This window comes from Paenibacillus hexagrammi, from assembly GCF_021513275.1.
Lineage (GTDB): Bacteria > Bacillota > Bacilli > Paenibacillales > NBRC-103111 > Paenibacillus_E > Paenibacillus_E hexagrammi.
Genome location: NZ_CP090978.1, coordinates 3,769,011 through 3,791,977, shown reverse-complemented (window position 1 = coordinate 3,791,977; position 22,967 = coordinate 3,769,011). Strand labels below are relative to the sequence as shown.

Here is a 22,967-nt window from a genome sequence, read left to right as displayed (position 1 = left end):
GGATGTCCTTGGATGTATTATGGGATAACCAAGTCAATCTGTTAGGGGAGGCACATAGATGAATATGGGTAGTATGCGTCAACGGAAAGTCAAATATCGATCATTAGGTGTATTGGCCTTATTGAGCGCGGCCGCGATTATGGCGGCAGGTTGCGGGGTGCCGGGCGGAGCGGGTCCGGCCACTGCTCAGCTCGCACCGAGGGCTGTGAAGACGGAAGTGATCACGAAGCAGAAGATCAGTAGTCCCGTCGAGCAGGTTGCTGACGTTGCAGCGGGTACGACACTGGACGTCACCCCTAAGGCTAGCGGTGAAGTTACGGAAGTGCTGAAAAAACGAGGAGAATACGTGGAGAAAGGCGAAGTCCTTTTCGTCATCGATGATAAAGATGCAGTTTCGAACAAACGCAAGAGCGAGCTGCAGCTGCGAAGCGCACAGGAAGCTTTGCAGTCCGCAAGAGATAACAAAGTCAACAACCGCAAGGATTTGGTGGACAATGTGACGAAAGCGGAGACAGCAGCACACAATGCGCAGCAGGATTATAATAAAATCCGGAATGATTTCGACTCCGGTCTTGCGACCGAGCATCAAGTCGAGCAATCGAAGCAGGCGCTAGATAGCGCGCAAATGAATCTGGAATCTATGCAGAATAAGCTTTCTGCTTTTGACAATACCGATGCGATCGCTTCGGCTCAGACTCAGGCAGACAGCGCCAGCCTTGCACTTGAAGATGCGACTCGCGCTCTTGATAATTACGAGGTGAAAGCTCCTGGGAGCGGGATCCTTACTGACTTTAACGTCGTAGCTGGGCAAACTGTATCGGCGGCCGCAGGCAAAGTAGGCCAAGTCCAGGCCGTGGATCCGGTTAAAATCAAAACAGAGCTGGCTGAAACCAACTATGAGCTTGTAAAAGGGAAACAAGAGCTGGTGTATTACAATCCGGACACGCCGGATGTAAAACAATCAGCTAAAATCAGCTATTTGGCTCCTATTATGAGCGCAGCTACTAAGACTTATACGCTCGAGCTCGAGGTGCCGAATCCGGATCATACGATCCAACCGGGTACCCGTTACATGATCCAACTGACGACGGATGCCGAAGAACAAGTCGTAGCTGTTCCTACGCTGAGCATTATTCGTGAAGAGTCCGATACCTTTGTATTTGTTCAGCAAGGCGATCAGTACCAGAAGAGAAAGGTGAAGCTCGGACGAATTAACGGAGAAAATCAAGAGATATTGGAGGGCGTGAAGGAAGGCGAGCTGCTTGTAGTAACCGGTCAAAACACGCTTTCCGACGGACAAAAGGTAGATGCAGCGCCTAGCCCTGCAGCAACAACAGCTACAACTCCGGCAGCTAAGTAAAGCCGCATAACATATAGATAAAAGGAGTGTACGATATGAAAAGGCAATGGAAAACGGGATTAACATCCATCGTACTTGGTACGATGATCATTCAGGGAGGTATTCCGGTATTTGCCGCTGACTCAGTAGCTGCGGTAACGAGCGTTGTATCGGCGCCTTCCTCCAACTACGGATTAACAGACGAGATTCGAGCGGCAATTAAGAACGTTGCTGTGGAGTCTACGGCAAACGGTGTACAGATTTCGGCTACGATCCGAGTCTATAATGGCGGTAATACGGAAAATAGGCTGCCGGAACACGAGCTTCGCGTTCGCACGGCTGAAGGCCTGGTATATACACTGCAGCCGAGCGCAACGAATAAGGCTGCCTTACAGCCGAAGGAAATCGGTGAGCTGACCTACATGGCTGTCATCGACAGCAAGGAGCTTACCAAAATTGATTCCTTGTCCTTTGTTAACGTAGATGTCTACTCTTATCCCAAAGTAGAGACGACGCTGCTAACCATGCCGGCTGCTAACGTATGGTATGGAACCGGCAATGCCGAGCTGCAGAAGCTGGATGCGCTGAGCTGGGGGCAAGCCTTTACGCTGCCTGGTATAAATTCAGGTCTGGTGTACACGCCGGTAGAAGCCTCCATGCAAAATACCAGCACAAGCCGCGCGGCTGTTGTTACTCTGCTGGCGGAAAATCCGGGAGCAGGACGGGAAACTATGCCGGATTTCCGCATCGATGGACAGTCCGAGCTGAAAACCTATGAAGGTACACGTGCAGAGAAAGATGCCGTCACCCTCGAAGCAGGTGAAAAGAAGTATATCCATTTTTCAATTCCGGTAGAGAATGGTGTCAATTTGTCCAATCTGCTGGTCGTTTCTACCGATAGTTTTGTACCAAAATCCGGTGGGCAATCGACCGTCATTGACACAGGGAAGCTGGCTTTTGCATGGCCGGCGGCAAGCGAGGCGAACGCTTCCGCGACAGCTTATACCATTGGCGCACCGATTGCATTCGATGCCTTAACGAAGGTCATCGATAGCAAGACTCAGGTGTCTTTGATGGAAATGCATATGCATGAAAATCCAGGCGAAGGTTACCAAACAGTCGTTGCCAAGTTCAAGCTGACCAATACCAGTGATGTGCCGACCGCGTTCCCTGCTTTCCAAACGGAAATTGTGAGCGGCAGCGGCGTAACCTACCGCGGTGCAAGACAAGCGAATGTCACTTCCACCATGAATCCAGGCCTAAGCTATGTGGTGAGCTATTCCTATATCGTCCCGCAAACGGAAACGGGGGATGCTTTCACGGTGAAAGTATTGGATGCGCAAGCGGCAGCGCCGTTTACGACTACCATCGCTTCACTCAAAACGACAACGCAAGCTGAAGAGAAAGGCAGCACCTTCTCTCTGTATCCGTTTGATTTGACAGTGAACAACTGCAGTGTTTCCTATCAATATGCCGCACTTCAATATTCATACAAAATCAGTCTCGACTTGGATATCAAGCAGGCAGAGAATGTAGTCGTCGACAACAACTTCTCCACGCTAAGATTTGAGATCGTTGATGGACTTGGTCGTGTCATGGGCTCGAAGGACGCTTCCTTCACCGGAGCCAATAAACTCATAAGCGGCAAACAGATTATTGATGCAAGCAATGTCACCTCGGAGCAATTTGTTTCGCCGGTTTCGGTCAATGTCTATGAAGTGATCCAAACTGAAAATGGAACAGCGAAACGTTTGTTGGAAAATGTAAAATAATACACCTTGAGATGTCCTGTAAGCAGAAATGATGCGAGCAGGGCATCTTTTTTTGAAAATTGTGATCTATCAATCCGTTTCCTATGGTAGAATGAAGATGGATTTCTTGGAAGCGCTCTATTCGTACTCGGAATCATCCCTATCTTCAAGAAGCAGGGAGTGGAACGGTTGAATAAAAAGGTTTGGGCGAGCGGAGCGGCTGGCCTGTTCGCATGTCTTCTATTATTGATCGCTTACCTATCTTATGTGCGTCCTGAGCATTCTCTAAAAAGGGCTATGTTCTCCTCTGAACCGACCTCTACTCCACAATCGGAGGTTCATACTAAAGCCGCTGACGAGGAAGCGCAAAAACAACGGCTTGAGGAGATCGGCCGTTGGGAGGAAGCCGGGACCCATTTTATAACCGATACAAAAGAACCTGTTGTTTTGCTTCGTGGCAAAGATCAGGTTGTTTACATACAGAGCAATCAGCTTCGCTTTGAATGGGTGGGAGGCAGCGATTATGCCAATATCCCACTCAGCTTTCCTGTAACCCGATCCGGTTATATTTGGCGCAGCGGAGCCACTGCTTATGTGGGATTTGCACCTCTGCCAGGCAGTCAAACGACCAAAGGCGATTGGTATGTGATCCAGCTAAGCCCCGGCTCTGGAGGCAACCCGCTTCGCAGACTTGGCGATATGCCGCTCTCACCTTCCAAGGTTGAGAGGGTGACTTTTTCCAGTAAGCCGGAGGGCGTTCTTTTACTCGAGCAGGAAGAAGAATCCTATCAAGAGTACTGGATCAGCGGCCAAGGCAGGCAGCAGTTATATGTAAATGACTACTCCGCGGCTGCCCAACCGACGGTTAATGATAATTCCCCCCAACATCCCGCTAAACCAACACAATTCACTAAGACGATTGAACTGAACGACACCACGTATGTAATGGAAGACGACCTGGGAATGCTTGTGTATGTGAAAAGCAGCAAAGGTCCGCGTATATACCGGTTGTCCGGCTATGAGTATCAACAAACCGGTAACATCCAACTTGATCCTGCCTTGCGCATGAAAGCGCCATATTCCGAATCTGATGCAGAGCTCATCTACATAACGGATCGACGAAACCGTACGACCCAAGCCTTCCTTCTTCCTTCAACGCGCCCGTACACCTTCATCCCCGATCCTTCGCTCGTGCAATACGACTGGCAACTGCTGGAGGGCTTGAATTTTGTTCGAATGGATACCTCTCATATGTACACCATGAGCTACGAGTACGATGAAGAGTGGCATACGCTCCCTGTCTGGAAATCATTCATATCCATAGAAGGGCTCAGCGAAGTAAGCAGACAGTACAAGTGGATTACGGCTAAAAAGGGAAAAGAGAGCCTGAGTGCTCATCTGGATGATGTTATGAATATCAGGTTTGCTGAGAATATGCACGGATCCTTCTGGCTAAGGTCTCTACCGGAAGTCAGAAAAATGGAAGATCAGAAGAAAGAGAATACGGGATCGACTGTGGATGCGGCTATTCCGAAGCAGGAGGCCGAAGCTGAACAGAAATTGGTCTATAGTGAACAAGATCGAGATCAAGATCAGGAGCAGAAGCAAGGCGAAGAGCAGAAGCAAGAGCAGAAGCAAGAGCAGAAGCAAGAGCAGAAGCAAGAGCAGAAGCAAGAGCAGAAGCAAGAGCAGAAGCAAGAGCAGAAGCAAGAGCAGAAGCAAGAGCAGAAGCAAGAGCAGAAGCGGGACGAAGAGAAAAAGCAGAACCAAGAGAAAAAGCAGAACCAAGAGCAGAAGCAAGAGAAACCGCTTCTGTTACCTGTTCAAAAACAGATAGAGCTTCAACAAGTGACTGTCGATTCGGAAGCTGTCTATGATGATTCGCATGGAATGCGCTGGATCTATGCCGCGGGACACTTGTATGTGAAGCAGGGAGATCAATTCGTGAAGCATTACGATCTTCACTCGCAAGCTGACAGCTATGAGTCTGCGAAGCTCGTTCCTTACGGAAATCAGGTGCTGCTCCTGTTGAACAAGCACATTCACGTTTTTGACAGTAAAGGTGTCTGGGAGAAAGTCATTCAACTGGACTCAGAGCTTCAGGAAGCCGGGGATGAGCCGGACAGTTCTGTTGAAAATTCGTATGTGCTGGATGCCAAGGAAGACCGTTTATATGTGACGCATGGCACCAAGATACTTTCCATTGGGCTGCAGAAGGGGGACGTTCAAACAATGTTTTGGCAGCTGCATGCGCAGTTCGGCCGCTTGCTGCTGGACAATGGGATTCTATATGTAACCTTGCATTCTACGAGCGGAAGCATGGAGCTGTCTGCCTACGGCTCCGAATTGCTCAGCATACATACGGACACGGGGGAGCTAGTTAGGTATCGGCTTCCAGGGAACTATGATACGGAAGCCATAAGCGCAGCTAAGGAGCTTCAGCTTTGGTCACCGTCCGATTTGAATCGGTTAGGCTCCGAGGGTACCAGGCTGCTTATTCCGCTGAACGTGTTGTCTGATAATAAAGTCGTTTAAATTATAATAAAGTTATTTAATTCATAATAAAGTTGTTTAAAAATCAGCGGTCCGCATACAGCATAGAGGATAATGCTAATAACAGGTTTGAAATAGAAGCATTATTAAAAATATAAGCTTCTCGAAACGTAAAGGTAAGTCCTATCAAGGGGGAGTAAAAAATTCATGGAAATCAATGAAGTAAAAGAAGGAGTATTGTGTTGGATCATATTTAACGAAAATCAAATTAGCTTTGATAACACATTGAAATGGATGAATGATTTTCGTTTCTTTACTCCATCCAAAGTAAAATACCGTGGAAAGAAAAAAGCAACAGTAAAGTTTTCGGAAAAAAATCTGCATGAGGGAATTAAGCAGACAATTACTTATAAAGATCACTATTTGCTTGAGATTATGGACTCGAATAATTCCCTTAAGTTACACAGGGGTTCTAGAGCATTACTAACTCTAAATCTTGATATAGAGACATTTGATAAGAGTGCTAATAAAATTATGGACACGGTTAACAAGTTTTTCCTTGGTCATGAAGGGTTTGTGGGAATTGTTTGTTCATCAAAGGATAACTTTATTCAAAATATTTCGGATCCTGCCTGGATGCGTCTCTATGGATTACCAGTGAATGAATCTGCATTAATATCTGATCCTATGGTGACAAGTAGAATAATTTACGATATAGAGAATAATCCGGGGCATAGCCATCATTTACATGGCCTATGGTTTGGTTCATGTTGGGCGATGTGGTATGGGAACCAGTACTTCGATTTTGTATCTAAAGCTGCTCTTCTTGCCTTTAATAATTGCAGTGAAAATATTGAGTTAAGTGAAGATGCTATCAGGATAATATTACATGATAATATTTGGGATTATAATCTGCCACAAAACAGGGATAAGCAATGGGCATTTCGTAAAGCTGCATCTATCGATGAAGTGGCAGAAAGACTTAAGAACACCCCTTACTATTCGAATAACAGCAATCCGTCAATTGAGATAAATACAGGGTCTTTCGATCACGGTGGTGTAAGACAAATTATCTACTACTTGGATGAGAACGGTAAGAACGTTTCTAAAGCTATTGCCAAGAGGTATAGAATTAGTGAACTTGATAAAGATGGGGTTACACTTTGGGAGAAAGAAGTACCAGTACAGTAGGCGTATGCCCCAAATAAATATAAATATCCGATATACATTCTAATGGCATCAGGTTTTTGGGTAAGTCCTACGAAAAGGAAAATTTTATTTGTTTATTTACTGTTTCCATCATAAATACTCCTTGTGGAATGTAAATTCCGATCGATTGAACAAATATTTAATATTATGAAGGATGCACTATTATACATCAAGCTGCATCTATAAGGGACAGAATTTAAACAAATTTATTATTATCCTCTTTCATTCATTCATTCATTCATTCATTTGTGTCTTCTTACTTTATTTTTAAACAACTTTATTTTCAGAATTCAGTATAATATCCCTTATGGAATCAGTAGCTAGGAATATTGTTTTAAACAACTTTTTTATCAAGCAACAGAACGGGCACGGAGACATTCAGCCTTAAATAATGAAGGGACACAGCGTCTGAATTGCGCTGTGTCCCTTCTGCTGTGCGTAGGCTTATCAGGTATTTGGTGTTTCTTGGCTCTGACGTTCTTTCCAAAATAGGGCGGTCAGCATTCGCTCAATCCATTCTTTGTCGTCTTCCGACAAGATGATCCCGTCAAACATCAGCTCATTTTCACGGAGAAATCGGCGTAAATTAACTGGGCTTCGGCGGTAATCAGGCGGAATCGGCTGTGCCGATTCCAAATATCCAGCGATTTCCATGAGCTCAGAGTAGGAGGTATTCAGCCCCTCAGAGAGCTTCATCAATACATCGGGAGAAGGTATGCCGCGGTTTCCGTTCTCCAGTTGGGAGATGTACGCCGCGGAGACGCCGGAACGGTCGGCTAGTTCCCGGATCGTAAATCCTTTTAATTTGCGCATATCTTTTAGCTTGTCATAAAAATACACGGACGCTCACCCTCGCCAGTCAACGGTAAGTAAACATAAGTTAACAGTTTTATATTAGCAGTTAACTGTTGTAATTACAATTGAGGGGAGCGAATGTGTTTTATTCGTACCGCTTAAAGATAAGCACGGCATTATGTCCGCCAAAGCCGAAGGAATTGGATAAGCCAACACGAACGTCTGCCTTTCTTGCTTGAAGCGGGACATAATCCAGATCGCACTGTGGATCCGGATTGTCGAGATTGATCGTCGGCGGAATGACGCCCTCCTGCAGCGATTTGATCAGCCCTACGGCCTCCACGCCTCCGGCTGCCCCTAGCATATGGCCGATCATCGATTTGTTCGCTGTGATCGGCACTTGATCGCTCTTCTTGCCAAGCAGCCGCTTGATTGCCATCGTCTCGGACAGGTCGCCTGCCGGCGTGCTCGTCGCATGAGCGTTGATCGTGTCGATCTCCTCAGCGGCGAGACCGGCGTCCTCCAGCGCAATAGCCATGGCGCGGTACGCTCCCGCGCCTTCCGGGTCGGTCGCCACAATGTGGTAGGCGTCCGCAGTTGAGCCATAGCCGATGAGCTCGGCATGGATACGTGCACCGCGCCGCTCGGCATGCTCGAGCGACTCGAGCACGTGCACGCCCGCGCCTTCGGCGGAGACGAAGCCGCTGCGCTGCGCGTCGAACGGGCGGCTCGCCTTCTCCGGCGCGTCCGTGCGGCCGGCCAGCGCCGTCGCATTGCCGAAGCCGGCGAGCGCGAGGTCGGTGACCGACGCTTCGGCTCCGCCGGCAATGACAGCATCGGCGCCTCCGCGCTGGATCAGCTTGAACGCCTCGCCGATGGCGTTATTGCCGGTCGCGCAAGCAGTCACCGGCGCGAGGACCGGGCCCTTGGCGCCGTAGATGATGCTGACCTGGGCTGCAGCCATATTGGCGATCATCATCGGCACCACGGTAGGGCTCACCCGTCCTGGACCGCGCTGCAGAAGTGTCCGGTAGTTGTCCAGAATCGTCTGGATGCCGCCGACACCTGAGCCGATATAGACGCCGATGCGCTCCGCATTCGTATCGTCGATCACAAGTGAGGCGTCCTCCAGCGCCATTTTGGCAGCTGCGACGGCGAATTGACAGTAGCGGTCCATCCGCCGCACATCGCGTCGCCCTACAGTCGCTTCGGGATCAAAGTCTTTGATGCTGCCGGCAATATTGGATTTATAGTCGCTGCTGTCAAACGATTCAATGAAAGAGATGCCTGATTTTCCTTGAACCAGTTTGTCCCAGAATGTCTCCACATCATTGCCAAGAGGTGTCAGAACCCCCATGCCTGTAATTACAACTCGCTTCATCTCCATAACCTCCAACGATTTTTCTATAGATTGTCATATAATTTATCCTATTACAAGTTAGAGTTTATACTGGTATAATTAGTTCCATGATATAGCTGCGCCGCCTATGTAAGTCAACTTTCGTACCACGCGAAGCTCCCATCGAGAGGTGTGGCGTGGCTTGACGGTCGTCAGCCACACGCAAATGCCATAGGGTATTGGTGTAGGTGCAGGTACAATGACAGATACAGATGAAGCACATGCTGCAGCTAGGAGGAAAACCTTTGAATGCGAAAGAACGTTTAGAAGCCTTATCTCAATTTCTCATTGCCCATCGCGCTAGGCTTCAGCCGGGAGATGTGGGGCTGCCGGCCGGCTCGAGAAGGAGAACCCCGGGACTTCGCCGGGAAGAAGTAGCCCAAATTGCCAACGTAAGCACGACCTGGTATACATGGCTGGAGCAGGGCCGCGAGATCAAAATGTCCGTTCAAGTGCTCGAACGCATCGCTTATGCGCTAAAACTCAACGAAGACGAGCGGCAGTATATGTTTATGCTGGCTTTAGAACAGCCTGCTCCTGCAGCGGTAGTGGACAGCCCTCCGGCGATCAGCCCCGCCTTGCATCGGATTTTGAGCGAGCTACGCGAGTGTCCGGCCATTGTATTTGATAGAAGATGTCATATCGTAGGCTGGAACCAGGCTGCGGCAACAGTTTTTCTCGATTTCGAACGTATTCCCGCGGAAGAGCGCAATATGATCTGGCTGTTATTCACACGTAAAGAGCTCAAGGCATTGGCCGCCAACTGGAATGAATTCGTTCGGGGCTTCCTTGGCATGTTTCGAGCCTTCTACGGCCAGTATGCCGGGGATAACTGGTATAGTGACTTTATCCAGAAGATGCTGGATACGAATCCAGAGTTCAAAACCTTTTGGAATCACAATGATGTTAGCTCCGCCCCCAAAGTACTGGTTGAATTTCGGCATGCGAAGGTTGGAAAAATGCTGTTTGACTTGACTACGCTGCACGTACAAGGGCCGACGGATTTACGCTGCAGCGTATACACACCGGCTCCCGAAAGTGAAACGGAGCAAAAGCTGCGAGGCTTAATGCGCAGAATAACCGAAAGCAAGGAAAATATACTAAGGTAAACATATTTGGTTGCATTAGTAAAAAACCGTGTTATAATGAAAATATGAGAACAGGAGGAGAACGGAGGAAGCAGAAGGGCGATGAAGATCATGGCAAAGACCGATATATTCATCAGAGCAAGGATTATGAAGGGATATTCACAGAGGGATTTGGCCAAGCATTCCGGATTAAGTCATGCGTATATCAGCCTCTTGGAGCGCTCCGTGAAACCGGTCGGACCTGCTACAGCCAAGAAGCTCAGCGAATTGCTGGAGAAGAGCATGGAGGATTTGTTTCGGATTGAAATTATGTAACCAAGAATAATAGATTGCCAAGACGTCCGAATTGCATTATCATACGACAGAGTACGGATCTATTTTCGCTTGAAACGACTTAGAACGACCATAAATAAATGAAACGGTGGGATGCCCTTCTCATGAGGTGAAGGGCATTTGTTTTTGTCGACGTTTGGTCAAGGAAAGAGCAAATCCATTTCACTTCTTAGGAGTTGTTTGACGGACTATGAACAAGAAAGAACTTGCGCACATTCGCAAGCAGCTGAAGCTGGACCACGACATGCTTGAAATTTTTACGATTCTCAACGTGTATATCATGAAGGAAAGTAACGAAATCTATCATTTTGAACGTCAGCCGTTCGCCCTGTTGGACAGAGAGAAGCAGGAGCTTTATATGGCGAATTTCAAAAAGCTGATGACCGGTGAACTGGATCAAAAAATGTTCGAATTAAAGTTCCAGGAGGAAGCGGAGTCGCCTTCACAAGTGCTTCTCCATCAAGGCCTGGTGACGGGAAATCCGGAAGAATGGCAGGATCTGATGCTTCTGCTGGTGGACAAGATGCTGGCGGATACCAAATATGAAAAGGATATGGTCGTGACTTTCGTCCACGGACAGTATCTCAAACCGACTAGGGTCAGGACTGAGGAATCCGAGGAGAGCGAAAAGGACGAGATGTTCGCGAATCCGTTTATTTTGTGCAGCGTGAATTCTACAGAACAGCAGCGGAAAACGCTCATGTTTGATTACGTTGAACGGGAATTCAAGTATAATGTCTTTGTGGATCCGATCATTAAATTAAACACGCCGGAGCAAGGGTTCTTCTATCCGAGTGTGACGGATAACTATTCGGACGTGAATCGCGTTCTGTACTGCGCGGGCAAAGCCCATGAGCCGAATGTACCATTCATTGAGCAGGTCTTGAATGCTGAGATGATTGTGACGGCACTCGAGGAGAGAACCTATTTTGAGGATATTGTGAAGGAAGTAGCGGGGGATCAGCTTGATGCTGCAACGATCGCTCATGTCTATGAGGAAATTCATCGTGTCATCGAGACTAACGAAGAAGAAGAACCTCCCAAGCTCGATTATAAAGATGTGGAGCGTATGCTGACCGTGAGCGGCGTGGAGCACGTGACAGAGGAAAAAGTGGAACGAGCGTTTCAAAACGTCATCGACGATAAGAACTATGAAATCAAAGCGAGCAGCGTCATGCCGAAGTTTACTTCGAAATCGATTAAGATTGATACGAAAGTCGCCACCATTTCCGTCAGTCCGCAGGATTTAAAGTTCGTGAGACAGGTCAACTTTCAAGGAAAACGATGCATTCTCATCGAGGTTGATGAGGATGTCGTGATCGAAGGATTTACACTGAACACGGAAACGTTGTAGGAACATAACCCTATGTAACAGTCTAAGCCCTCCTTTCATAGGAAGGGCTTTTTTGGCTGTTTGTTGATCCTGTATTCTTTCGGTGTAAGCCCGTATCGCTGTTGAAAAAGCTCATAGTTCGGACGCAGTCGGACTTGGATTCTGATCGGTAACGTAATTGGTGCTCTAGAGCCGGACCAAGTTTGGCTTTCTCCGGTATTATCGGGGGCGTGCTCTCGGATCAGAGCGTACATGTTCTATATGGAGATCCCGAGCTCAGCGCGCGACAAAGGGTTGTATGGAAGGTCAAAAATTTGGAGCGTGGCAACTGCCCATGTGATAGGATTTTTAAAAGCACTGCGGAGAAATCTATATGTTTGATACACTTTGTATCTGTTTTTTAAACATTTATATCTGTTTTTTAAGTGGGATTATCTAGGGGGGAAAAGTAAGATAGGAATGAAAGCACTTACATGTGAGGGGGTATCGTACGGATTCCAGATCCATTTCTTTCTTTGGCTTTTCATTATAAAAGGGAAAGCGAGGTTTAGTAGATAATGACAAGAAGAAAAACTAAGCGTGCATTGACCGTATCCATTGGCGCCTTTATGCTGGCTTCCAGCGTATTGCCGCTCACTCCGCAGGGAGTAAATACAGTTCATGCCGAAACGCTGTCAGGCGTTATGAAGTTCGATTTTGGTACGCAATCAAGTCCGGTGATGAGTGGATATCATCAGGTGCATGACGGGCTGCTTTATACGCCGGAGCTGGGGTACGGGTTGGATAAGTCGGTTATTTCCAGACTTCGTACAGGATCGGATGATTTGTACAACGATTTTATTTTAGGTACGGATTATACCTTTATGGTGGATGTACCTGACGGAGAATATGATGTGACGGTCTATTCAGGCGATCTGCTGACGGGAACTTCAACGACCAAGACGACGGTTTCCCTGGAGGGTGAGACGAAAGGGACCATCCAAACGAAACAAGCGGTGGCTGAAGAGACATTTCATACCACAGTTACGGACGGTCAATTAACAGTTGGTATCACGGGGGTCGGCGCGGGCGGATATGTCAATGGTATGGTCATTGAACAGGTAACTCAGGAGCCGCCTGCTGCTCCGCAAGGACTTGCTGTAAGCTCCGTTTCTGCAAGCGAGAATGAATCCGCTGTAAGCTTGCAGTGGAGCAATGTGCCGGATGCTGCAAGCTACAATGTGTATCGGGCTACCTTCGGCAGCGAAGAGTATACCAAGCTCGGTTCGACTGACGCGGCCGCTTATACGGATGCTACAGCTGTGTTCAACAATCGTTACTCGTATCAGGTATCTGCGGTAAATGCCGCTGGTCTTGAATCCGCATTCAGCGACGCGGTTACGGTTGAGGTGAAGCCGCCAAGTGAGGCTCCCGCAGCACCTGCGGACGTGTCAATCATCCATATAGCAGAAGATGAAGTTAGTCTATCGTGGACGGCAGTGAACTATGCGGCGAGCTACACGATTTTCAGATCCGATGAGGAAAACGGTGACTACGTAGAAATCGGAACGACGGATTCGACGAATTACACGGACACCACGGCAGACACATCTACAGCTTGGTATTACAAAGTAAAAGCAGTGAATGTCAGCGGGCTGTCACTATTCTCCAGCGCTGCAAGGAGTACGCCTTACTCCGCACCGCAGCCGCTGCCGGAAGGCACCCCAATAAAGTTTGATTTTGGATCCGGTGCTGTGGCCGATGGATATATCGGGGTAGCTTCTACGACAGCATACAACGAGCAGTTACAATATGGATTTACTGATCCAAGCAAGGTCAGCGCTGAAGATAGGGGGGAGCGGACCCGCTGAAGAGCGATTTTGCCGCACCTGCCGATACATCCTTTGCTGTGGATCTTCCTAATGGCGATTACACCGTATCGCTAATTGCCGGGGATGAATCTGAAGCCACGGACGTTGCCATTAAAGCCGAAACGATTCAAAAAGTTCAGGAAACAAGTAAAGAAGCCGGCGAGTATCTCGAAACAAGCTTTGACATTGCGCTTATAGACGGACAGCTGAATCTCCAGTTCTCCGGTACAGCGCCGAAAATCAATGCGATTGTCATCACGAAGCTGCCGGAAAGGCAAGCGGGAGAGAAACCGGATGTCTACATCGCGGGAGATTCCACCGTTCAGACCTATGATCCATATTGGCGGCCGCAAGCCGGCTGGGGGCAAATGATTCCGAAATTTTTCACAGATGATGTCCATTTCTTGAATAAGGCAATCGGCGGCCGAAGCTCGAAGTCGTTTATCGTGGAAGGACGTTTGGACGAGATTCTTCGCGAGATCAAACCGGGGGATTATTTCCTTGTCCAGTTCGGTCATAATGATTCCACCATCAGCGTACCTGAGCGCTACGCTTCTGTTGCCGATTACAAAGTATATCTGAAAAGCTATGTGAACGGAGCGAGGCAGCGCGGAGCTACACCGATTCTGGTCACGCCGATGGGACGCCGCAGCTTCGACGAAGCCACAGGCAAGTTCAATGTAAGCTTCGCTGGTTATGTAGCGGGCATGAAAGAGGTCGCCCAAGAATTGAACGTGAAGTTGGTGGATTTAAGCACGCTGAGCGTGGCTTATTATGATTCAATTGGTCCCGCCGCATCACTATCCGTATTCCTGCATGTGGAGCCAGGTGTCTATGCCGCATTCCCTAACGGCGACGCAGACGATACGCATTTCCAGGAATATGGCGCGATCCAGCTAGCCCGCTTGCTCTCGGGAGGCATTAGAGAGTTAAGCTTGCCATTATCGGGGTATGTCAAGGATATTGAGGTTCCCGCTGAAGTGCCGGCGAAGCCGACAGGCTTAACTGCAAGCAGTATCAGCAATGCGGCTGCCGTGCTCAAATGGGATACAGTTACTGGCGCCGATATCTACAGAATTTACCGCAAGCTTGCCACTGATACAGATTATACGATGGTAGGATCGTCTACAATCCCAACCGCAAGCATAGGAAGTATGCAGGACAATACGACTTATGATGTTCGGATTTCAGCGGTGAACGGGCGTGGCGAATCGGATATGTCTGATAGGCTTTCCATTACAACGAAGTCAGCAACGTATAAATACGACATGGGAACAGTTACGAGTCCCGTCATGGAAGGATACACAGCGATTACTTTCGATTCGGTTTATACACCGGAGAAGGGCTACGGGATCACCTCTACGGAGGGCATGATCACTCGTGAGCGTACCGGCGGCAACGAATTGACAAACGACTGGCTGGGATATTTTTCAAACAACTGGGAGTTTAAGGTCGATGTTCCTAACGGAACTTACGCAGTGAAGTTATATGTGGGCGATTATCTGGGAACCGCCAAAACGGATGTTACAGTTGAAGGTCAAAGCTACGGTACGGTATCAGCGCCTAGCAAGTCTGTAACCGAAAAGGTGATTAACGAAGTAAATGTAACTGACGGTCAAATCAACTTTGTGTTCGGCGGTGCAACCGGTATTGTCAACGGTGTTGAGCTTACTCCACTGGATCAGTCACCTGTCTCTGATGAGACGTCAACGACATTAACTGGCTCATCCACTGTCGCATCCGGTCAACCTTTCTATTTGACATATGGACTAAGTGGCATCACAGAGAATGTGTATGCCCAGGACCTGACCATCACGTATGATCCTAACCAGGTGGAATTCGTTTCTGCGGAATCGCTCCAGGAAGGTTATCAAATGCTTGCTGTTTCCGACCCGGAAGCGACTCCGGGCAGCGTGCGCATCATTGCAGCCGCTCTGGGGCAGGACAGTGCGCTTCAAGCAGGAGGAGACTTGCTGAAGCTGAACTGGAAGGCGCTGTCCCAGTCGGGGGAAGCAGCCATCCTTGTGAGCAAGGCGATTCTTGCAAACGGCGAGGGTACGGAGAGTGCTGCGCTCGGTACTTCCAAAACCATACAGATTCAAGCAACAGCTGATAAAACGACTTTGCTTACAGCGATTGCCGACGCACAGGCGAAGCATGATTCGGCCATAGAAGGTGATCATGCCGGTCAATATCCTGCCGGAGCCAAAGCTGCACTCCAAACGGCTATCGATCAAGCGAAGACAATCGTGAATGATGCTTCGGCAACGCAGGAGCAGGTAGAGCAGGCCGTTCAAGAGCTGAATACGGCGGTTCAAGCTTTCCTGTCGTCCGTTCATACGGCATCTCCTGGCGATATGAACGGAGACGGAGCATTCACGGTCGGTGACCTGGCTATTGTGGCAGCCGCTTACGGCAAGACATCCGCAGATGCGGAGTGGTCCAGCTATCAAGAAGCCGATATTGTCCAAGACGGTATCATCGATATTCAGGATTTGGCGGCTGTTGCCAGCAAAATACTGGAGTAAGGAGTGGCGATTCTGACGCTTGTGGGCGCAGAATCGCTCTTCAAATGTTCAAGATGCGGAGGGTAACTATGAAACGAAAACAAAGCTCAATATCCATCATGATAATGGTGGCCGTTATGTTCACTCTTATTCTAGGCAGCTTCAATCCCAAATCAGCGTTTGCTGCCGAGCAGCAATTTCCTCTAAAATTTGATTTCGGCACGTCATCAAGTGTGGTGGCCGACGGCTATATAGGAGTTGGGCCTTCACTGATCTACACGGCGGAGAAAGGCTACGGGCTAAACCAAGCGATCGACTCTCGCGATCGTTCGACCAATTCGAATTCTCTGCTGAGAGATTTTGTGATCTCAAGCCAATCCTATACCTTTCAGGTTGATCTGCCAAATGATGTATATAATGTGAAGGTAATCGCAGGAGACGACATTGCGTCGAACAGAACGGCAGTTACTGCAGAAGGTATTGATCTTGGGTCGACAAGCACGCCAAAAGGACAGTTCGCAGAACTGAACGCTTCCGTTCCTGTTACGGAAGGCAAGATGGTGTTCACGATCACTGGGAACGACGGACGTCTGAACGGTATTGAGATCAGCAGGTCGGGGGACGGAGACAACACACCTCCGCAAGATGTTACACTCGTCGATAACGGCAGCACCGTTACGCTGAAGAACTCCAAAATTTCCTTCGATGTCAATAAAACAACGGCAAATATATCATCGATCTTTTTTACCGACAGTAAAAATCCTTATTTCAACTTAGTAGGAGGCCAAAACGGCAGAGGCTATTATCTGGCCAATTATAGTGTTGACGGCACATCCTATCAGAAAGGCATATCGGGAGCCGACTTCAAGGTGGTCTCTCAAACGCCTGAACGCGCAGAGATTTCCATGACGGTCAATGATCCGAGCACCCTTCAATTCTACCTGGAAGTTCATATGGTGCTGGAGAAAGACTCACCGGGCTTCTATTATTACACGGTTTATAAGTATCCCGATACGATGCCTGACGGCTTAAGCATCGGTCAATTAAGATATGCTTTTGCGCTCGGCGATCCTTCCTTTACTTACTTTGCCGTGGACGATCAGCGCGGTATTCAGCAAAGACCGACCATTGACGATTTGAGCAACGATACTACGCTTCAAGATACTACGTATCTGCTGCCAGGCGCCGACTTGCCTGAGGGCAGAATCTATTCAAAATATCAGAATATCTCGAATATGGAAGGCGACAATCATGTGTTTATGGCTTCCAACGGCAAGGTCGGCGTATCCATCATTCAAGCGAGTAAGGAATATGTGGACGGCGGACCAACCAAGCAGGATTTAACGGTTCATGATTACTATAACGGGGAAATTCTGCTGTGGCATGAGCATACCGGCCATTACGGAACTCCTGCAATCGAGCCTGCGAAAGGCTGGGAAAAGGTCTATGGCCCCTTCTACTTGTATGTAAATGAAGGCTCCGGTTCGGATGCATCTGTTGCCAATGTGCAGGAGATGTGGGAGGACGCCAAAGCGAAAGCAAGCGAGGAGCAAGCCAAATGGCCGTATACCTGGATTACCGATCCGACCTATGCGGCGTCCAGCCGATCTGATGTGAGCGGAAAGCTGGAAATTTCCGACGGCTCCTCCGCAAACGAGGCACATGTCATTCTATCGCGTCCTGGCATAGATTGGCAGCTGGATACAGAAAGCTATACATATTCGGCTCGCGCCGGTGCTGACGGTAAATTTACGATTCCTGCCGTACGTCCGGGCACCTATACGCTGACGGCCTTTGTAGATGGCGTAATGGGAGAATATAAACAAGAAAATATCACGGTGGGAAGCGCCACTCCGCTTGATCTTGGTACGATAAGATGGACACCTGCAAAATATGGAGACCTGGTCTGGCAGATCGGTACACCGGACCGCTCAGCCGAGGAATTCCATGTATACGGCGGAGAAGAGGGCTTTAGAAAGCATTTGACCTGGCTGGAGTATCCGTATGAATTCCCGAATGGTGTTGACTTTAAAATCGGAGAAAGCGATCCGAAAACAGACTGGAACTACTTCCAGCCGATGTTTAAGACACCAGGCACCCCAACTCAGCTGGATCTGCGAGGCACAACGGAAGACCAGTCGCTAACCGAATGGAAAATCCGCTTTGATTCGGATGGATATCAGGAAGGTACCGCAACCTTGAATATTGCCCTTGCAAGCTCTGTATTCGGTTCTCTCGATGTAAAGCTGAACGGTACCCCCGTCGGGAGCTTTGAAACACTGCCGGGGCCCCCTGGAGACAACGCCTTATACCGATTGGCTGTTCGCAGTGTGTACCGACAATTGGATCCCATTCAATTTGATGCAAATCTGATTCATGAGGGAGAGAACATCATAACGCTCTCGCCGCATCAAACTCCTACTGCCCCGACCTCCGACGATTGGATGAACCCTATGGCCAGCATCATGTATGATGCCATTCGGTTAGAGGTAGCGGATGATGCGGCTCCAGCAGGCCCAATCAGCGCAGTACTGAACGCCTCGGATCAAGTTACCGGCGGTGCGGAATTCGAAGTTGCTTATGGTCTAGAGAGTGTCACAGATAGCGTCTATGCTCAAGATCTGACCTTCACTTATGATCCGTCCGCAGTTGAATTTGACTCAGCGGAATCCGTCAAGGAAGGACTTCAGATCATCAGCAAGAAGGAAGCTTCCGGTCAGGTGCGGCTACTGCTCGCAAGCTTGGGCTCGGAGAATGCTGTGCAATCAGCAGGAGATCTCGTGAAGCTGAAATTCAAAGCAAAGTCAGATGCCGCTTCAGCCAGCACTGTCATTACTTTAACTCAAGCAGTTATTTCTAACGGAAACGGCGATGAAACGGAACTTGCAGCTGCTGCGAAATCGATCGCGATCATACCTGTTAATCCTTCGATACCGGGAGATATGAACGGAGAAGGTCATGTAACCGTTGGGGATCTGGCTATCGTGGCAAGCGGCTACGGCAAAACCAGCAGCGATGCGGACTGGGCTACCTACAAAGCAGCGGACCTGAGTGGCGATGGTAAGATTGGAATTGAAGATCTGGCTCAAATCGCACGATTGATTCTAGGGATGGAATAGAATAAGGGCATGCGGGTTTACCTAGCTTTGTGATCCTTGGCTTTCCCTGCAATCAATTCGCTGACCAGGAACCGGATGATAATGACAAAGCCGTTTTGAATCAACTACGGACCCTATTGAAATGAAACCGGCTTTTGAAGCTGCGCTTCAAGATTCATATGACATGCCAAACTGCAGTTCTCCAAGTGAGAGCCCAATGTCATTTAGTTAAGATGCAGTGCTAAATATCAACTGAAAGAGCAGGTTATCAAAATGATAGCCCGCTCTTTTTTTACGCCAAAATGAGAAATAGGACTTGACAATCAGTTGGAAGTATGTGGCGAAGCCCCTTGAAAAAACGAGGAGGTTACGCCTGTGAATGCCTACGCGAATTCGCTAAAAGAAACGCTGACATCCCTCATACGAGAAATGTCAGCGCTACCCGCACCCTATGTCAAAAACCCAGAAAGAGATTTTACCCGAAAGAAGAAGCTGCCCTTTGAAACGGTCATGCAGCTCCTGATCTCCATGGGCGGTAACAGTATCTATAAGGAACTCTTAGAATCCCAGGGTTATGATGTAAACACCGCAACCACTTCTGCTTTTGTTCAGCAGAGGAATAAAATCCTACCGTCTGCTGTGGAATTCCTGTTTCACAAATTTACACAATCACAAACGGATATCAAAAACTACCGTGGTTATCGATTGCTTGCGATTGACGGTTCGGATTTACATATCGCAACGGATCCTACGGACAAGGACACCTACTTTCAAAATCAACCGAACACGAAAGGCTACAATCTTTTGCATTTGAACGCAGCTTATGACCTCTGCAACAGACTTTACGTGGATGCCATTGTTCAGCCGCGAAGATTAAGTAACGAGGGAAGAGCACTGGCAGCTATGGTTGATCGTTCCCCTATAAAAGGCAAAATCATCGTTATTTCCGATCGAGGCTATGAAAGTTACAACAATTTCGCGCATATTGAGCGTAAAGGGTGGAACTACATCATTCGAGTAAAAGATTTGGATTCCAATGGTATTCTTTCGGGCTTGAGTTTGCCCTCTAGCGGAGAGTTTGATCAGGAGGTTCATTTGACACTCACCAAAAAACAAACGAAAGAGGTTAAGGCTCATCCCGAGATGTACAAGTTCATCCCGTCCAAGTCAACATTTGATTATTTGGATTTACATGAAAACTTGTATTATCCAATTTCCTTTCGGGTTGTTCGTTTCGTCCTGCCAAGTGGCGCTTATGAAACTGTTATCACGAATCTTTCAGCCGCAGACTTCCCACCCGATGAACTAAAGTCCATTTATAACATGCGCTGGGGCATTGGCGTGTCCAGTTAAGGACACAACATCTAGTCGGTGAAAGTCCGACCGGGAGAAAAGACTAGACTCCCGTAGCCTGAGAGGCGCCGTGGAGCGAAAGCGAGACGGTGAAGCCCTCTGACATCACGCTCAAAAGGAGCATGGGCAAAATTCCAGGTTGTAACGTACAGTGAACGCAGACGTAGCCTCGTTACACGCAATTCCGGTGGCTGAGACGGTCGATAACGCGCGAAAGCAGCAAGAACTGACCGAAAGAGTCTGAAACGGCAGTTCTCACCGGCGGGGTATCAGCGGCGACATGGAGTGAAAGATGTTATGGAAACTGGAGAAGCCCTCGGCATCCGGTGAAGAAAGCTCACCGAGGAGGCATTCCCTATAACCGTGATCGGGAAATGGGACATGCAGATGTCAGGGTGGCGGATCGGACCGTAGTACTTTAGATCCGCGTGCAGCAAAACGCGCGGGGAGGGAAGGGTCCGGACCGGTAAACAAATCCGTATAACCAAAGGAGGCAAGGGTGAAAATGACAAAAACACCCATCAGTCTGCAGGAACTGAGGCAACGGATATATCAAAAGGCGAAGTCTGAACCTACGCATCGGTTCTGGGGTCTATTTACCCACATAACCAGCATAACGACTCTCCATGAAGCGTACCGACATGCGAAGAAAAACGGCGGTGCCGCAGGCACAGACGGACAAAGCTTCGCAGACGTGGAAAAAGAGGGTGTTATCCCGTTTCTCGAAGGCATCCAAGAAGAACTCCAAACGGGAACGTACCAACCTCAAGCCAACCGGAAGTTAGATATACCGAAGGCGAACGGCAAAATGCGAACTTTACAAATTCCCGTAATCCGGGATCGCGTTGTACAAGGTGCTCTAAAATTGATTCTCGAAGCGATCTTTGAAGCTGACTTCTGCCCAAATTCGTATGGATTTCGACCGAAGCGCTCACCTCACCAAGCATTAGCCGAAGTGAGACGAAGTGTACTGCGACGCATGACCAATGTAATCGATGTCGATTTATCCCGATACTTTGATACAATCCGGCACTCGATTCTACTGGAGAAGATGTCGAAGCGCATCCAAGACCCACAAGTGATGCACCTGATCAAACAGGTGATAAAAGCGGCGGGAAAGATCGGCGTACCCCAAGGTGGGCCGTTTTCTCCATTAGCTTCGAATATCTACCTGAATGAGGTAGACTGGGCATTTGATGCCATTCGGCGTAAAACGGCAGAAGGCAGTTACGAAGCGGTCAATTACCATCGATTTGCCGATGATATGGTGATCACCGTAAGCGGACACTCCAGCAAACAAGGGTGGGCTGAACTAGCTCTTAAAAGACTTCAGGAACAGCTGAAACCGTTGGGTGTAGAACTAAATCTGGAGAAAACTCGGATGGTTAACGTCCTGAAAGGCGAGGCATTTGCTTTCCTTGGATTTGACTTAAGGCGAGTACCAAACCGTAGTGGAACTGGATACTTCATCCTCATGACACCGAAGAAGAAAGCACGCATTGCAGTCAAGGCGCGAATCCGCGAGCTAATCCAAAATGGCGGGGCAACCCCGGCAAAAGACATGGTGAAACGGATCAATGCCGTATTAGCTGGATGGGTGAATTATTTTCGGGTTGGCAATTCGAGTGATGCATTTAGCGAGGTGCGTGACTACACGGAGATGAAAATACGAACCTTGCTGACGAGAAGAAAACGGAGAAGAAAGCGTAGTGTCGGATGGCGAAGATGGAGTAATGAGTACCTCTACGGTGTATTGGGACTATATTGGGATTGGAAAGTCCATCCCCTCAAGAACGTAGAAGGATACCGATGAAAGTGATCGCCATTTGATAGGTCTCATAACCCTTTTGAAGAAGTTTACTGGGTGAGCTGCTTGAGGGAAAACCTCACGAGCAGTTCTTATGGGGAGGGGCTGGAAACGGGTCGCAAACGACACCGCGCCAATTCTTTACCCGACAAACCTCTTTCAGAGCGTTGAAGTACACCGTCGGATTGACGAGTTTTCACGCAAAGAAACAAGAGTCCATCATCCAAGAGATTTTCGCAAGAATGATCATGTACAATTTCGCTGAAATGATGACCTCGCACGTCGTCATTTCCCAAATGGATAAGCGGCACCACTACCAAGTCAATTTCACGGTTGCCGTTCATGTTTGTAGACATTACCTGCGCTCAAAAGATGATGAACCCCCGCCCGATGTTGAAGCGCTGATTCGCAAAAACATTTTGCCAATTCGACCCATCCGACCAGGACAGCAGAATATGCGCAAAATCCGCTACAAATCATCTGTTAGCTTCGTCTACAGAGTAGCATAATTCAGCTCATCTGAACATTTTTTTAAGTGGATATTCCATCCGCTTGTTTGCTGTTCACTTTTTTTCCTAGCTTGAACAGAAAACAAACGGCACAGAGATTTTT

The 22,967-nt window shown here is 48.3% G+C and carries 16 protein-coding genes; 14 read left to right on the top strand and 2 right to left on the bottom strand.

The genetic code is table 11. From position 1 onward, the window contains the following. Nucleotides 1-58 precede the first annotated feature (58 nt). The 4 genes from L0M14_RS17275 (at nucleotide 59) to L0M14_RS17260 (ending at nucleotide 6,774) form a co-directional block, all read left to right on the top strand. On the top strand, nucleotides 59-1,360 hold the full coding sequence (locus tag L0M14_RS17275) for an efflux RND transporter periplasmic adaptor subunit (RefSeq protein WP_235117904.1): 1,302 nt from the start codon (nucleotides 59-61) through the stop codon (nucleotides 1,358-1,360). A 35-nt stretch (nucleotides 1,361-1,395) separates the two neighbouring features. Next, nucleotides 1,396-3,111 (top strand): hypothetical protein, encoded by a 1,716-nt coding sequence (locus L0M14_RS17270; protein WP_235117903.1) that lies wholly within the window; start codon nucleotides 1,396-1,398, stop codon nucleotides 3,109-3,111. Between the two features lie 168 nt (nucleotides 3,112-3,279). Beyond that, nucleotides 3,280-5,625, top strand: coding sequence for a hypothetical protein (locus L0M14_RS17265; protein ID WP_235117902.1), 2,346 nt, complete (start codon nucleotides 3,280-3,282; stop codon nucleotides 5,623-5,625). A 165-nt stretch (nucleotides 5,626-5,790) separates the two neighbouring features. Next, the gene (locus L0M14_RS17260; protein WP_235117901.1) at nucleotides 5,791-6,774 is read left to right on the top strand and encodes a hypothetical protein; all 984 of its coding nucleotides are present in this window, start codon (nucleotides 5,791-5,793) and stop codon (nucleotides 6,772-6,774) included. A 465-nt stretch (nucleotides 6,775-7,239) separates the two neighbouring features. Here L0M14_RS17260 and L0M14_RS17255 read toward each other — a convergent pair whose 3' ends face one another. Both L0M14_RS17255 and fabF read right to left on the bottom strand, forming a co-directional pair. Next, nucleotides 7,240-7,632 carry a helix-turn-helix domain-containing protein gene (locus L0M14_RS17255; RefSeq protein ID WP_235117900.1) on the bottom strand — a complete coding sequence of 131 codons (393 nt, stop codon included), beginning with the start codon at nucleotides 7,630-7,632 and terminating at the stop codon, nucleotides 7,240-7,242. A gap of 100 nt (nucleotides 7,633-7,732) precedes the next feature. Beyond that, nucleotides 7,733-8,968: a beta-ketoacyl-ACP synthase II gene (fabF, locus tag L0M14_RS17250; protein WP_235117899.1), complete on the bottom strand. Its 1,236-nt coding sequence runs from the start codon at nucleotides 8,966-8,968 to the stop codon at nucleotides 7,733-7,735. Nucleotides 8,969-9,231: 263 nt separating this feature from the next. Here fabF and L0M14_RS17245 point away from each other — a divergent pair, with 263 nt between their 5' ends. The 10 genes from L0M14_RS17245 (at nucleotide 9,232) to L0M14_RS17205 (ending at nucleotide 22,864) form a co-directional block, all read left to right on the top strand. Beyond that, nucleotides 9,232-10,095 carry a helix-turn-helix transcriptional regulator gene (locus tag L0M14_RS17245; RefSeq protein WP_235117898.1) on the top strand — a complete coding sequence of 288 codons (864 nt, stop codon included), beginning with the start codon at nucleotides 9,232-9,234 and terminating at the stop codon, nucleotides 10,093-10,095. A gap of 81 nt (nucleotides 10,096-10,176) precedes the next feature. Beyond that, nucleotides 10,177-10,389, top strand: a complete 213-nt coding sequence (locus L0M14_RS17240; RefSeq protein ID WP_235117897.1) for a helix-turn-helix domain-containing protein — start codon at nucleotides 10,177-10,179, stop codon at nucleotides 10,387-10,389. 208 nt (nucleotides 10,390-10,597) lie between these two features. Beyond that, a complete protein-coding gene (locus L0M14_RS17235) occupies nucleotides 10,598-11,761 on the top strand; it encodes a DUF4317 domain-containing protein (RefSeq protein ID WP_235117896.1) in 1,164 nt (387 codons plus the stop codon). 536 nt (nucleotides 11,762-12,297) lie between these two features. Continuing rightward, complete coding sequence (locus tag L0M14_RS17230) at nucleotides 12,298-13,590, top strand: fibronectin type III domain-containing protein (protein ID WP_235117895.1); 1,293 nt, start codon at nucleotides 12,298-12,300, stop codon at nucleotides 13,588-13,590. 38 nt (nucleotides 13,591-13,628) lie between these two features. Beyond that, on the top strand, nucleotides 13,629-16,118 hold the full coding sequence (locus L0M14_RS17225) for an SGNH/GDSL hydrolase family protein (RefSeq protein WP_235117894.1): 2,490 nt from the start codon (nucleotides 13,629-13,631) through the stop codon (nucleotides 16,116-16,118). Between the two features lie 68 nt (nucleotides 16,119-16,186). After that, nucleotides 16,187-19,216: a polysaccharide lyase family protein gene (locus L0M14_RS17220; RefSeq protein WP_235117893.1), complete on the top strand. Its 3,030-nt coding sequence runs from the start codon at nucleotides 16,187-16,189 to the stop codon at nucleotides 19,214-19,216. Nucleotides 19,217-19,245: 29 nt separating this feature from the next. Beyond that, nucleotides 19,246-19,341 carry a hypothetical protein gene (locus tag L0M14_RS32000; RefSeq protein WP_350340473.1) on the top strand — a complete coding sequence of 32 codons (96 nt, stop codon included), beginning with the start codon at nucleotides 19,246-19,248 and terminating at the stop codon, nucleotides 19,339-19,341. Nucleotides 19,342-19,570: 229 nt separating this feature from the next. Continuing rightward, complete coding sequence (locus L0M14_RS17215; RefSeq protein ID WP_235117892.1) at nucleotides 19,571-20,548, top strand: IS4 family transposase; 978 nt, start codon at nucleotides 19,571-19,573, stop codon at nucleotides 20,546-20,548. 505 nt (nucleotides 20,549-21,053) lie between these two features. Continuing rightward, a complete protein-coding gene (gene ltrA / locus L0M14_RS17210; protein WP_235117891.1) occupies nucleotides 21,054-22,361 on the top strand; it encodes a group II intron reverse transcriptase/maturase in 1,308 nt (435 codons plus the stop codon). Between the two features lie 236 nt (nucleotides 22,362-22,597). Continuing rightward, nucleotides 22,598-22,864 (top strand): hypothetical protein, encoded by a 267-nt coding sequence (locus L0M14_RS17205; protein WP_235117890.1) that lies wholly within the window; start codon nucleotides 22,598-22,600, stop codon nucleotides 22,862-22,864. Nucleotides 22,865-22,967: the final 103 nt, after the last annotated feature.